Source organism: Dyadobacter luticola, from assembly GCF_005860805.1.
Taxonomy (GTDB): Bacteria; Bacteroidota; Bacteroidia; order Cytophagales; family Spirosomataceae; genus Dyadobacter; species Dyadobacter luticola.
In genome coordinates this window covers 150,842-165,394 of sequence record NZ_VCEJ01000005.1, presented here as the reverse complement: position 1 = coordinate 165,394, position 14,553 = coordinate 150,842, and the positions used below count along the sequence as shown (strand labels likewise).

At 47.1% G+C, this 14,553-nt stretch carries 10 protein-coding genes; 7 read left to right on the top strand and 3 right to left on the bottom strand.

What is annotated here, in order from left to right; genetic code table 11:
- Positions 1 to 7 precede the first annotated feature (7 nt).
- Both FEN17_RS19710 and FEN17_RS19705 read left to right on the top strand, forming a co-directional pair.
- Entirely contained in the window at positions 8 to 2,677 is a 2,670-nt protein-coding gene (locus FEN17_RS19710; protein WP_138367114.1) for an FtsX-like permease family protein, read from the top strand.
- A gap of 54 nt (positions 2,678 to 2,731) precedes the next feature.
- The gene (locus FEN17_RS19705; protein ID WP_138367113.1) at positions 2,732 to 3,928 is read left to right on the top strand and encodes a L,D-transpeptidase family protein; all 1,197 of its coding nucleotides are present in this window, start codon (positions 2,732 to 2,734) and stop codon (positions 3,926 to 3,928) included.
- Here the strand turns inward: FEN17_RS19705 and FEN17_RS19700 are convergent.
- The 3 genes from FEN17_RS19700 to FEN17_RS19690 form a co-directional block, all read right to left on the bottom strand.
- On the bottom strand, positions 3,886 to 4,683 hold the full coding sequence (locus FEN17_RS19700) for a murein L,D-transpeptidase catalytic domain family protein (RefSeq protein WP_138367112.1): 798 nt from the start codon (positions 4,681 to 4,683) through the stop codon (positions 3,886 to 3,888). The two genes, FEN17_RS19705 and FEN17_RS19700, sit on opposite strands and share 43 nt — an antisense overlap.
- Positions 4,684 to 4,853: 170 nt before the next feature.
- Complete coding sequence (locus tag FEN17_RS19695; RefSeq protein WP_138367111.1) at positions 4,854 to 5,711, bottom strand: prephenate dehydrogenase; 858 nt, start codon at positions 5,709 to 5,711, stop codon at positions 4,854 to 4,856.
- Between the two features lie 18 nt (positions 5,712 to 5,729).
- Complete coding sequence (locus FEN17_RS19690; protein ID WP_138367876.1) at positions 5,730 to 6,887, bottom strand: pyridoxal phosphate-dependent aminotransferase; 1,158 nt, start codon at positions 6,885 to 6,887, stop codon at positions 5,730 to 5,732.
- A gap of 149 nt (positions 6,888 to 7,036) precedes the next feature.
- On the opposite strand from FEN17_RS19690, the gene modA reads away from it, so the two are divergent.
- From modA to FEN17_RS19665, 5 genes are all read left to right on the top strand, one after another.
- Complete coding sequence (modA, locus tag FEN17_RS19685) at positions 7,037 to 7,783, top strand: molybdate ABC transporter substrate-binding protein (RefSeq protein WP_229208904.1); 747 nt, start codon at positions 7,037 to 7,039, stop codon at positions 7,781 to 7,783.
- 7 nt (positions 7,784 to 7,790) lie between these two features.
- Complete coding sequence (gene modB / locus FEN17_RS19680; protein WP_138367109.1) at positions 7,791 to 8,465, top strand: molybdate ABC transporter permease subunit; 675 nt, start codon at positions 7,791 to 7,793, stop codon at positions 8,463 to 8,465.
- A complete protein-coding gene (locus FEN17_RS19675; protein ID WP_229208903.1) occupies positions 8,446 to 9,342 on the top strand; it encodes a sulfate/molybdate ABC transporter ATP-binding protein in 897 nt (298 codons plus the stop codon). Before modB ends, FEN17_RS19675 begins: the two co-directional genes overlap by 20 nt.
- 68 nt (positions 9,343 to 9,410) lie before the next feature.
- Complete coding sequence (locus FEN17_RS19670; protein WP_138367108.1) at positions 9,411 to 10,088, top strand: SGNH/GDSL hydrolase family protein; 678 nt, start codon at positions 9,411 to 9,413, stop codon at positions 10,086 to 10,088.
- Between the two features lie 181 nt (positions 10,089 to 10,269).
- Entirely contained in the window at positions 10,270 to 14,544 is a 4,275-nt protein-coding gene (locus FEN17_RS19665; protein ID WP_138367107.1) for an FG-GAP-like repeat-containing protein, read from the top strand.
- The last annotated feature ends 9 nt before the right edge of the window (positions 14,545 to 14,553 follow it).

Sequence of the window (14,553 nt, the reverse complement as noted above, 5' to 3'; positions counted from 1 at the left end):
CCCGATCATGAAATATAACAATCCGCTTCCCCCGAAATGGCTGGATAACATTGCCGCCAGAATCTGTGCCCCGCATTTGCGTGAAGAACTTATCGGCGATTTGAACGAGCGTTTTGCCTTACGCTCCGAACGTTTCGGGCGACAAAAGGCGCTTAGATTCTATTTGCGGGAAGTCACCTCCCTACTCCGGCCCTCGATCATGAAAAGAAAACCTTCACAATACGCTTCCACGCCATTTTTCAATGTTGAAATGATCCGGAATTATTTCAAAATCGGCACGCGCGTGCTAAGAAAGAACAAAGGTTACTCTTCCATCCACCTCACTGGCCTCGCAATCGGCCTTTGGGCGTGCATGATGGTGGCGACGGTGGTGATCGACAGCTTGTCGTACGACCGGCAGTGGACGCGCGGAAATGACATTTACCGCATTGTATCAGTAGATAAAAAAGCGGATGGACTGGAAGAGCGTATGTCTTCTTCCAACGCGGCATTGGCGCCAGAGCTTCAAAAACTGTATGGAGAAGTAGAATCCTGGTCAGAATTCTCGACCACCGAGCGGCATTTTAAATTAAATGAAAAAGATACCGACGGCATGAAAACGGAGGTACTAAGAATGGACACTGCGGCCTGGAAAATGCTTAACACTCAGGTGCTGGCAGGAAGTCCCAAACGTTTTACACCTGGCACGAACAACATTATCGTCTCAAAATCTTTTGCGGAAAAGTTCTATCCTGGTCAGGATCTTGTCGGGAAAATCATTTACGATATGCCCGCCTACTCGGCCAAACCCAATACTTATCTGGTGACCGGCCTGATAAAAGATCTGCCTTATAACAGTCATTTGAGGGCAGATGTAATCTGGGTGCGGCAAAACAAGCCTGAAACTTTCTCCCCGGAAGGATTTGCTACGTTTTCCCAAAACTATATCATGCTGAGGCGAGGTACAGATGTAAAGAATTTTACTTCGAAAGTGAATAAGTGGCACCAGAATCTCAGCAAATCCTATGCATCCAAAACGGTAGTATTTCAGCCGATGAAGGACATTTACCTGCATTCGGATTTTGCACTGAATCAGCATGTCCGCGGCGACGCGCAGACGATTTACATTTTCTCCGGCGTGGCGGCGCTGTTACTGTTTATCGCCTGTGTCAACTTTGTGAACCTGAGCACCGCGAGGGCATTTGCGCGGCTAAAAGAAGCCGGGGTAAGGCGGATACTCAGCGGCTCTCGCGGCCAGCTTGTCCTGCAATTTCTCACAGAGACATTGATCCTATTCGGCGCGTCGGTGGTGGTCGCAACATTCTTTTACTATTTCACACTCCAATCCGTGGAGAATTTTCTTGGTCACCGGTTAGTTCAAACATTTATCACCAATCCGGAAATGGCTTTTTATGCATCGCTGATGATTATTCTCACCGCCATTTTCACCGGAATTTATCCCGCCTGGCTTATTTCAGGTTTCAAGCCTGCCAATACTTTGCGTGGTACCATCACTGCCACTTTCGGCCAGAATAGTCTGCGAAAAAGTCTCGTCGTGGTGCAGTTTTCTATTTCAATTGTGGTGTTACTGGCGACGATCGTGGTCTGGAAACAGCTTAATCTGATGAAAAATAAGGATCTGGGCTATGATAAAAGGCATTTACTCAGCATTGATTTTATTTCCTGGGATGGAAAAGCCAGTGCATTTAAAAATGCCTTGTTAGAAAATCCAGCGGTTGTCAGCGCATCTATCACACATTGGCTTCCTGGGCAGGGCGGCGGTTTTATGACGCGCGAAATACCAGATCCAGCAGGCGGAAAAGGACGTGTAAAAGTCTGGTACATTGCCGGAGATTTAGATTTACCAAAAACGATGGGCCTGAAACTGGCGGACGGACGCTTGTTCAGCAGCCAGTTATCCTCAGACGCAATCAATGCGGATTCATTGCAAAAAGCGGATTTCATGAAATTTGAAGAGGCTGCTATGCTGCAACCTTCCATCCTGACCCGATCCGCCGCCAAGAAATTGGGTATCAAACATTTGAACGAGCGCATCAAGGAAGCGAACACGGTACCGATCGGCATTATCAAGGATTTTCACAACGAATCCTTGTACGAGCCCGTTAAACCGACATTGATCGTGGCGCACCGCTCACCGGAATATGGCGGAATGCTGATCCGGGTAGTACCGGGAACTGAAAAGCAGGTGACTAACACCCTTCACCAGCTTTGGAAACAGTTTTTTCCTTCCAAACTGCTGGAAATCGGTAACATCGAAGACACATTGAACAAGCAGTACGAAGCGGAAAACCGGATGCATCAACTTTTCCTATTTTTCAGCGGATTAACAATGTTCCTTTCCGCACTGGGCATTTTCGGGCTGGTGGTGCAGGCGGCAGAGCAGCGCGCCAAGGAAGTTGGGATACGCAAAGTTTTGGGGGCCTCGGTTGCCGGAATCATTGCATTGTTGTCAAAAGATTTTCTGCGGCTGGTTACCATCGCTATTTTGCTCGCTTCTCCCCTCGCGTGGTTCAGTTTGAGCAAATGGCTGGAACATTATCCTTATCGCACGAATATTGACTGGTGGATTTTTGCGGTAACGGGACTTGGAGCGCTGACCATTACATTGCTAACAATCAGTTTTCAGGCGGTACGGGCTGCGTTGGCCGACCCGGTGAAGGCGCTGCGAAATGAGTAGGAAATGATTGGCATAACAATTGTATAAATGCTTTGGAAACAAAACAGATTACAAATGCAAATGCTCTCAGGTCTGGGCCGCACCAGATACATTCCTCTCCTCATCCTCTTTACACTCGCACTGCTGCAATCCTGCCGGAAAAATCCGAAAGAAATGTCCTCTCAGGAGCTGACGGAGGAATTGAGCAAGAAAAAAAATTATGAAAAGCTGATTGAATTTGCCAATAGTGCAGGCATCAACACGACGAAATTTGCCTACACAGGCGATGTAGCGCCTGCATTTGCGCTCTTGGAAGAAGCTGGCTTCGGGCATAAGCCGAATATCAGATATACCCAGAAAGTCATCAAACCCGACACATCGCTTATCCGTGATGTAGCCGAGCAGATCGTAAGTGGCACGTCGGTGCACGATGCGATGGAGAAGCTGGAACCTGTTTTCCCGGTTTACCATAACCTCAAAGTTCACTACGCCCGTTTATTGAAAGAAAATAAAAAGGACAGCGCGGCTTACGTGGCCGAGGCATTAAATGCTTATCGCTGGATCCACCGTCAGGCCAAAGGTGCGCCCAGGTTTGTGATGGTCAACATCCGCGGTGCATATCTGAATGCGATGGACTCTGCCGGGAAAAATATTCTATCGATGCGTACTGTGGTTGGTAAAATCAACACCCCTACGCCGACAATCGATACTTATGCTACCAGCATTGTGACGCATCCCTACTGGAATGTGCCTAAAAGCATTGCTATTAAGGAAATTTTCCCAAAAGCCGCCAAAGACCCTGAGTATCTGACCAGAAACCGGATTGCGGTGATCGATAAGGAAGGTCAGGAACTGGATACCGAAGAATTGAACTGGGATGAACTCACGGCGGAGACATTTCCCTACCGTTTCAGGCAGGATACCGGTGGGGATAACTCACTGGGTTTGTTAAAAGTGGAAATTAAAAATCCGCTCGCGATTTATCTGCATGATACCAATGCACGCTATCTTTTTGCGTCCAACCAGCGTTGGAGAAGTCACGGTTGCGTACGGGTGCAGAAACCGACCGACCTGGCGAATTATATGGCGGGCACTACATTGCTGAACAGCGATTTCATGACCGAACCGGATTCCGTGCGGACGCCGCCGAAATGGCACAAGCTGAAAGTTCGTATTCCTGTCTTCCTGTTTTACTTACCGGCAGACTGCAATGAAAAAGGCGATCTGCTTTATTTTCCCGATGTGTATAAACGGGGCGCACCAAGGGTTTGATTTTCGTCTTTTGAAGAAAAAAGACCGGACAGAAGTGGCGATGATTTAAAATATTTCTGGTCGGAAGAATATATGAACAGTCCTGCACCATTATAAAGCATGCTGATCAATTCTTTGCAGTCGCTTACGGAAACTGCGGGACAACCCTGGCTTCTGCCAAGCCTTCCGGTGTTTTTGATAAAGTTTTCGCTCACATAATCGGCTCCGTGCATCACGATTGCGCGCTCATACGCCCGGTCGTTGATGCCTTTTTCAAGACCTTCCAGACGCAGCGAAAGTCCGTGTTTTCCCTGGTAAGTCCCCATGGTTTTATAAAAACCCAGACTGGATTGAAAAGAGGAATTATTGTTGGAAAAATGCTCTGCAAACTCATTTCCCGAGTTTCGGCCATGAGCCACATAAGTATTCATCAAGACTTTTCTTTTGATCAGATCGATCACGTAAAGCCTTTTGTTTTTGGATGATTGGGTAAAATCCGCAATCGCCATGACCGGGTTTGAAAACTTCATTTTCTGGAACCCGCACCAGGCATAGTAGAATGCTTTTTCGGATAAACCTTGCTTTTTGAGGTTCAGGGAATCATATAACGACGCCCATTCAGGTCTCGAAACAGAGTCCGGGGACGTTAATGTCAGTGTGGATTTTGTACTGGTTTTGGAATCAGAAAAATTGAAAAAGGGATTGATCTGCTGTACACCGATAGAAACACTAAGCGCAATAACTACCGCAACAAGCACCGCCTGAGCCTTGGTCATTTTTGATTGTTTAAGTGGAAAAACTGGTTCTTACAGGTAGAGTAGACTACAAAGAGATTCATTTTGAGAGACGGTAGGTTAACAGACTCCGTAAAAAGAATGGTTCCGGAAATGTAAAAATTCGGTTACAACTAACTTACAATCAATAATTTATATTATATTAAAAATTGCTATTTCTTTTCGATACCCGCCAGAATTCGCCCGATTTCGTTGGCTCGTGACATGAAGTTCAGGCTGGTATCAATGTCCTGGTTATCGATAGCCTCTTTGAATTTTTTCAGCAGCTCAATGTAGTCACCAAGGGCTTTGGAGACATTAATTTTATTTTGGTCGAAAATCGGCGCCCACATTTGCGGAGAACTTTTGGCGAGGCGCACCGTGGAAGAAAAACCGGTACTTGCCATATCAAAAATCGCGCGCTCGTCTTGTTCTTTATCTAAAACCGTGAGTCCCAGCGCAAAAGAACTAATGTGGCTGAGGTGCGAGACATAAGCCAAATGCAGATCGTGCTCGACGGGCTTCATATAATGTATTTTCATCCCGGCGTCGCGAAGGAATGTTTCTACCAGCGCCAGCGAATCCGCATTGCTTTTTTCTTTGTCGCAAATAATGACATTTTTTCCAGGCAACAATTCTTTGAATGCTGCCCCCGGGCCTGAATTTTCGGTACCGGCCATCGGATGCACCGCCACAAACTGTCCGCGTTTGGGATGGGTGTCGGCCAGGCTGCAAATCAATTCTTTGGTCGAACCCAGGTCCATGATTGTGCGGCCGTCCGGCAAATGATCAAGCATGTAAGGCAGCAAGCCGGTGATCGCGTCGACGGGTGTTGCCAGCACATTCAATTCTGAAATTTGCAGGGCAATGTCGAGCGTAACGATTTCATCCACGATACCTTTCGCCAAAGCAACCTTCTGATTAACAGAAGAATTATCAACCCCGACAAATTTAAGGTTCGGATATTTTTCCCGCAGCGACAAGGCGAACGAGCCGCCCAGCAACCCTATCCCGATGATACTTATAATCATTTCAAAAAAAGCTAAATGTTACTGGCTGATCCTTTTTACCGCTTCCCAAATGCGTTCTTTGGGCATACAAAGCGAAAGCCGGATATAGCGCTGGCCTTTCGGACCAAAAATAAAACCGGGCGCGATAAATACATGCTTTTCAATTAAAGTACTGTTAACCAGCGCCTCCGCGGATTCGGTCGTCTCCGGCAATTTTCCCCAGAGAAACATGCCTTCCTGCTTTTTGTCCCAGGTGCAGCCCAATGCATCGAGCATTGCCTCGGCAGCTTCCAGTCGGCCCTGGTACACGGCATTTCGCTCGGCGTGCCACTCGTCTGAATTCTGCAAAGCAGCCACAGCAGCTTCCTGCATCGCCCAAAACATGCCGGAATCCACATTACTTTTAATCGTCAGCACCGCGCTGATATATTCCTTTGCAGCCGCCAGCCAGCCCAACCGCCAGCCTGCCATATTATGCGACTTACTCATCGAATTCAGCTCAATCGCTACCTCTTTCGCACCCTCGATTGACAGTAGGCTGATCGGCTCTTTCTTGTTCAAGACCAGACTGTAAGGATTATCATGACAAAGCAGAATGCGGTGTTTTTTTGCAAATGCGACAGCTTCTTCAAAAAGCTGCAAAGTCGCCGGGGCACCAGTCGGCATGTGTGGATAGTTGAGCCACATGATTTTTGTCTTGGGCGTCACCAATGTTTCCATTGCATTCCAATCAGGCTGCCAGCCTTCATTTTCACGCAGCGGATATTCTTTTACAACTGCACCAACCATTTGACTTACAGCTCGGTAAGCCGGATAGCCCAGCTCTGGAACCAGCACTTCGTCCTCAGGATCAAGAAAAGTGAGTGAAATATGCGTAATACCCTCTTTGGAGCCCAGCAGAGGAAGGATTTCCGAGGCCGGATCGAGTTTTACCCCATAAGTATGCTCATAGAACTTCGCGATTGCATTACGGAACGCCGGGGTACCTGTATAAGGTTGATAACCATGCGCTTGCGGCTTTTGCGCTGCTTCCGACAGCGCGGTCAATGTTTCCTCCGAAGGCATCATATCCGGGTTTCCAATCCCGAGATTGATTACATCGTGGCCTTCTGCAATCAGCTTGCGCACCTCAGCCAGCTTCACCGAAAAGTAGTATTCCGAAGTCTGTTTGGTGCGACGGGCAGTCTCTATAATCATCAATTCTAATGGAGCTATCAGCTTTTAGCGGTTAGCTATCAGCTTTTTTCGGTCAGTTCCGAAACGGGGCGCAATTTACGATAATTTCCCAAGCGGACATTTTGGAAGTGCGTGAAACAAATCCATTTCGTTTAAATTGCACCATGAACATGCGATGGTTATCTCTCCTACTTTTCCTCTTTTTCGCTGGTTGCGACAAGCCTTCCGACAAGATTATCATCGCTACCGCGGCCAATGTGCAGTATGTGATGAAGGAAATCCAGCAGGAATTCGAGAAAGAATCGGGCAAAAAAATCCAGATCGTCGTCGGCTCTTCCGGCAAGCTCACCACCCAGATCCGTGAAGGGGCACCGTTTGACGTGTTTGTGTCGGCTGATGTAAAATATCCGCAGGAAATCTTTGAAAAAGGCGGTGGTGCAGAAAAGCCGAAGGTATATGCATTGGGAACATTGGTACTCTGGTCAAAAGATATCGCCGAAAATGATCTGACAACAGATGTTTTGACTACGGAAAAAGTGAAGAAAATCGCTGTGCCCAATCCAAAAGTCGCCCCTTACGGCGAAGCAGCGATCCAGGTTTTAGCAGCAAAAAATCTTTTAAAAACCATCGAGAAAAAGCTGGTCTACGGCGAAAGCATCGCTCAAACCGCCCAGTACATTACTTCCGGCTCCGCAGAAGCAGGCTTCAATGCATTGTCCATTGTTTTGTCTGATGAAATGAAAGGCAAGGGACATTACGTGATCATTGATTCAACCTTATATAAACCTATACAGCAAGCTGCTATCCTTTTAAAACACAGTGACGATTCTCCTAAAAAAGCAGGCAGTGAAGCCTTTTACCAATTCTTATATTCTCAAAAGGCGAAAGCGATTTTCAGGAAATATGGGTATAAGTAGTTAAAAAATGGACTTCCAACCCCTCTTACTCACATTCAAACTTGCCACCATCACCTCACTGATTTTGCTGGTGGTGTCGCTTCCGATTGCCTACTGGCTGGCTTTTGCGAAGTTCAAAGGCCGTGGAGTTGTGGAAGCGATCATTGGAATGCCGCTGGTTTTGCCGCCTTCGGTGATCGGGTTTTATTTGCTTCTGGCGTTTAGCCCTTCATACTGGTTCGGGAATTTTATTGAAAGCATATTTGGTCTGCGGCTTGTTTTTTCATTTTCGGGGCTGGTGATTGCTTCGGTTTTGTACAGTTTGCCTTTTATGGTTTATCCGATCCGCGCGGGTTTGCAATCGTTGCCTGCGTCACTGCGAGAGGCTTCTTATACTTTGGGTAAAAATGAGTGGGATACGTTTTTTAAAGTGCTTTTACCAAATTGTAAACCGGCTCTCCTTACTGCTTTTGTGCTCACATTTGCGCATACGGTGGGGGAATTTGGGGTGGTGCTGATGATCGGCGGGAACATTCCAGGTGTGACCAAAGTAGCTTCCGTGGCCATTTACAATGAAGTGGAAGCATTGAACTACCCGGCTGCCAACCAATATGCGATGGTGCTCTTTGCCGTAACATTCCTTATTTTGCTGGTCGTCTATTCCGTCAACAACAGCCTGCTTCGTGTCCGACAATCTTCTTGACCTGCACATCCGGCACTCGCTCCACACCGCCAGCGGCACATTGCCGATGGAAGTTTCGCTTGGTCTTGGCGCGGGAAGTATACTTGCATTGACAGGACCTTCCGGCGCAGGAAAAACGACCTTACTACGGCAAATCGCAGGTTTGGCAAAACCGGAATTCGGCCGGATTACATTCAAAAACAGTATCTGGCTGGACACGGAGAAAACTCTAAATCTACCCACCCAGCAGCGTAACATTGGTTTTGTTTTCCAGGATTACGCGCTATTTCCAAATATGTCGGTGCGGGAAAATCTGGCTTTTGCACTATCCAAAAATGACAATACTGAGATTGTTGATGAATTATTAGCAGAAACAGAACTTACTCAGCTCGCCAGCCGAAGACCTTTTCAACTTTCCGGCGGCCAGCAGCAGCGGGTAGCTTTGACGCGGGCGTTAGTCCGAAAACCTGACCTTTTGCTGCTCGACGAACCGTTTACGGCATTAGATTATCAAATGCGATATCAACTGCAAAATCTGCTGCTCCGGTTTCAGCAACATTACCATTTCACCGCAATCCTGGTCACGCATGATATGGGCGAAATTTTCAGGCTGGCGCAAAAAGTGGCGGTCATGGAAAATGGCAAGCTGGTCAATGTTGGATCTCCGGCGGAAGTTTTTCTGGGAAAAGCTACTCCCGAAAGTCAATTTGATATTTATGGAGAAGTGTTAAGTGTTGAAAAACAAAATGATGGATTGCTTGTACATGTATTGATCAATCATAAAATCTCAATTTTAAACCTGCCCCTGGAAATGCTGGATCAATTATCGCCTGGTAAAAAATTCCTGCTTCAACATAACCTTGGCGCACCTGACATTCGCCTGTTTGATGCAGATTAAGGCTTTATCCGACAAGGGTAAGTTTATTGCGTGCGCGTCTTTTCCAACTAAAAACCTTTACCATTTTTATGAAGTCACTTTTCAAAATAGTACAGTTTGCATTTTTCCTGTTGCCCCTGATCGCCATGCGGGCCGACAAACCGCTCCGCGTGATTTTCTTCGGCGATTCTATCACCCAGGCCGGCGTCGGCCCGACGGGTTACATTACCCAAATGGGCGAAATGTTGAAGGCCAAAGGCCAGGACAGCCAATACGAGCTGATCGGCGCGGGCATCGGCGGCAACAAAGTATATGACCTTTACCTCCGCCTGGAAGACGACGTACTATCCAAAAAACCGGATGTAGTCTTTATTTATGTGGGAATCAATGATGTATGGCACAAAGCTTCGTCGGGAACAGGCACAGACGCCGACAAATACGTGAAATTCTACGAAGCCCTGATCAAGAAAATGAAGGCGCAAAACATTCGTGTAATTGTCTGTACACCAACCGTCATCGGCGAAAGAAATGACAATTCAAATTCACAAGACGGCGACCTGAACCAATATTCAAAACTCATCCGCGAAATCGCCACCCGCAACAATGTTGAACTCTGCGACCTTCGCAAGTATTTTGTCGATTATCTGGCCCAAAACAATCCTGAAAATAAAGAGAAAGGCATCCTGACCAGCGACCGGGTGCATTTGACGGACGCAGGTAATAAGTTTCTGGCGGAGAAGATGATGGATGCGTTGGTGAAGAAGTGATAGTTACGCTTTCCGTAATACTTTTGAACAAAAAAAGACTGCTGTAAGAGCAGTCTTTTTTTGTTTCAGAATCAGATAATTACCTTAAAATAAATCACGCTTACCGTAAAATAGACGCTTTTGTTAGGCAGCGGGTTGCGGACAATCTTTGATAAAAGTCCCCATCAAAACTGCCACAACTATGCAAATACGTTACCAGGTTCTGTATTTATTATGCCTGATCATCGTCGCAGCCAGCCCACTCCGCGAGGAACAAAAATCGAAAGTTTCGGCCTCAGCCCAATACACTGTTACCGCACTACCTCATTTTCCGAAAATCGGCAAATCTGCCAGGCCTGAGCTGGAAGCAATGCCGGAAAATACCATGGCGATGATCCGGCAAGATATTGCCCGGCAAGAGTACCACATTTCACCGGGTAAGGAAAAAGGAATGTTGCAAAGCCCGAACAGAAAGCAAAATCTGAGGGCATATTACAAACCGGGAGAGCTGATTATCGAGAACCGGGTTGCTTCCATCGGGTCGCATTTCAAGCTGCAATTGACCACAGAGGGCATCTTTGCGGATGGCAAAAAGATTTTCGAAACCAATGCAAATGCAATTTCCGAAAATAATGGAAACACGCTTCGCATAAAACATCAGGGCTTTACCGAAGAGTATGTAAATAATGAAGCAGGTATCCGCCAGAATTTCATTGTCGACAAGGCCCCAAAAAACACAAAGAAATTGCAGGTCAGACTTTTAGCAAAAGGCCTTAAAGTAAAAAGTACGGGTCATAACGAACTTCAATTTACATCATACAACAACCTGCTGACTTATAACGATCTCAAATGCTGGGATGCAGATGGAAAATCCCTGACAGCCTCGCTGGCTTATACTGATGGAAACATCGGGATTGAAGTGGATGTCCGGGAAGCGAAGTTTCCGGTAACCATAGATCCCATTGTAACAAACGGAAGTCCCGGAAATGCGAACACGATCTTAAAAGAAAACCAGTCTTTCAGCTATTTTGGAAATTCCGTTTCCACTGCCGGTGATGTAAATGGAGATGGTTACAGCGACTTAATGATAGGCGCGCCCAGTTTCGATAATGGACAAAATATTGAAGGCGCTGCCTTTCTTTATACTGGTTCTGCTAATGGTATCAACAGCGTGAAGTCGGTAAAATTGCAGACAGATCAGCCTAATACTGGTTATGGCGTGGTAGCGAATGCAGGCGACGTAAATGGGGACGGGTACAGCGACATCATGGTGGGCGCGCCATTTTACAATAATGGTCAGGTCAATGAAGGTGCGGTGTTTGTTTACCTGGGTTCATCCAATGGCCTTACCAATGCCCCGTCCGTTATTCTGGAATCCAACCAGGCCTCAGCGCAGTTTGGATACAATCATACCATAGCTACGGCAGGCGATATCAATGCGGACGGATTCAGCGATATCGTCGTGGGGTCGCCACTTTATTCAAATGGCGAGGCCGAAGAAGGCGCAGCATTCATTTATTATGGATCGGCCTCGGGAATTACAGCTGCGAATTTTTCGGTTGTCCAGAGTAATCATACAGGTGAAAACATGGGCGGCTCGGTAGCCAGCGCGGGTGATGTAAACGGGGATGGTTTTGGTGATATCGTCCTTGCTCCCGGTAATCTTTCTGCGAACCCTCAACCCAACAATGCTTCCGCATATATTTATCTTGGTTCTTCTTCGGGAATCGGCCAGAGCCCTGGTTCGGTACTCACTGATTATATCCCTGCAATGGGCTCCCTGGCCGCTGGTACCGGTGATGTAAATGGAGATGGTTACAGTGACATTGTACTCGGCGACAGAAAATACAGCCAGGGATTACAGGACAGGGGCGCGCTGCTTGTTTACCATGGATCGGCCAAAGGTATCGGAAATGCGTATGCAGCGATCATCACCGGCGATCAAAAATCGGGAGAGCTGGGGACCTCAATGAGCTGTGCGGGAGACGTAAATGGCGACGGTTATAGCGATGTTCTTGCCGTAGCCAGTTTGTACGATAAGGGGCAGAACGATGAAGGAGTGGCGTTTCTGTATCTTGGCGCCGCCAGCGGCCTGAATACCACTGCAAGTTCCACATTCGAAGCTAATGTTGCCGATGCAAAACTTGAAGGAGCGACGAGCGCAGGGGATGTGAATGGTGACGGTTTCAGCGATGTGCTGATCGGGTCGACACATCATAACTTCGGCACGCTCGAAGAAGGGGCCGCGTTCCTGTTTCATGGCTCCGCTTCTGGTATTTCCGCCCAATATACTTCCGGCTTTTCCGGCGACCAATATCAGGGTGAGGTTGGCTTCTCAGTGAGCAGCGCCGGAGACATTAATGGTGATGGCTATTCGGATGTCGTTGTAGGTGCCCCTAATTTTGACAATGGAGAAAGTGACGAAGGCATAGTGCGTGTTTATTATGGGTCCGGTTCGGGTATTAATTTTAATAGTTTTTCATTGATTGAAAGTAACCAGGCCGGTGCGCATCTGGGTATTTCGGCGGCCTCTGCCGGCGATGTGAATGGGGATGGTTTAAGCGACCTGATCGTCGGAGCGTTACGCTATTCAAACGGGCAAGTTGGTGAAGGAGCGTTTTTTATCTATCATGGTCAGGTTTCAGGTATTGTAACATCGCCAAATACCATCGGGGAAGGCAATGAAGCCGAATTACAAATGGGCTTTTCAGTTGCTAGTGCCGGGGATGTTAACGGAGATGGTTACAGCGATGTGATTGTCGGCACTCTTATGGGTAAGGCGATAGTATATTATGGATCGGCAACCGGGATCAAGGTTGCTCTCCCTTCTAATCTTCAGGGCACAATCAACAATGGCTATCTCGGAAAATCAGTGGCCGGGATCGGTGATTTTAACGGTGACGGGTTTGCGGATGTAAGCACAACTGTTGAAATCTACAATGCTGGTGCCGATCCTACCGGAATTGCCCTGATCTATTTTGGTAAAAAGGCCGGGATCGAATTGACGCCATCTATCAAATTAAATTCATTCAATTTCGTGTGTCAGTCAGTTGCGGGGGCGGGCGATGTAAATGGCGACGGGCTGTCGGACGTCCTGGTGGGTGTTCCACAATTTACAAGCGGGCAAATTCATGAAGGCGCTGCACTTATTTTTTATGGTAGTAAATCATTAGGCGACTTCGACCCGTCCCTTAATATCGAAAGTAACCAGACCAGCGCGAATATGGGCTATACCGTCGCATCAGCTGGAGACGTAAATGGCGATGGTTACAGTGACATTCTTATCGGATCGCCGTATTTCGATAACGATCAAAATAATGAAGGCGCGGTCGATCTCTATTATGGGTCACAAAATGGCATCCTCAATACCGTCGAGGCGCATATTGAAGGAAATCAAACAAGCTCGTCATTTGGAAACGCCATTGCCTGCGCTGGCGACGTCAATGCCGATGGATATAGCGATATTATCCTGGGAGCCCCCTTCTATGACGCCGATTTCATTGATGCGGGCGCTGCTTTTCTCTATTACGGAAACAATGCAGGCTTGAGAAATAATCTGCGGCTTTACAATTCCGATCTCAATTCGATTGTCGATCACAATAATGTTACAGACAAAAATTTCGGTATCGGCCTTTTTGAAAAGTCCTTTCTCGGCCGGAATAAGGGCAAGCTCGTCTGGGAAATCCGAAAAGAGGGTGAAGGCTTTTCTCATAGTAGCCCTATGACCAATAGTACCCAATTTACAGACCAGCAGCCAGGATTTGCTGATTTGGGCACAAGCGGTAACGAAATAAAAAGTCTGGTTGCCAAGTCAGACGGAGTCGCTACAAAAGTTCGCGCGCGCGTCAAATACGATCCGGTACTGGCTGCTACCGGGCAGGTTTACGGCCCTTGGCGATACCTTTCGGCATACAGTTCTGGCGGAAGTTTTTACCAATCCACCCCACTTCCCGTCACCCTCGTCAGCTTCACTGCCGAGAAATACGAGAATAACGTCAATCTCGCATGGGTTACCGCCAATGAAGAAAATAGCGAAAGTTTTGAGATACAGCGGAGCAATGATGGAAAAGCGTGGCAGGCAATCGGAAATCTTGCAGCAAAAGTGAACAGTGTCAAGGAAGAACATTACACTTTCACCGATTCGACCGCCAGGCCAGGACAAAACTTTTATCGCCTTAAAATGATTGACCTGGATCAAACATATACATTTAGCCGGGTTCGCTCGGTGAATATGGCGGGGATTATGGAGAACATGATTAATCTTTTCCCAAATCCAACCACGGACAAACTGAAATTACAAGCTGATCAATTGAAAGTTACCAGTTTGAAGATTATTAGCGCTGCTGGAAACATCGTTTTGGAATCTGTAAACCCAGGCGAAGAAGTTGATGTAAAGCAGCTCAAATCTGGCGTGTACGTAGTGTTAATGGAATTGGAGGATGGGACGTCGGTTTCTAAGAGTGTAGTCAAAAAATAATTGTGTATA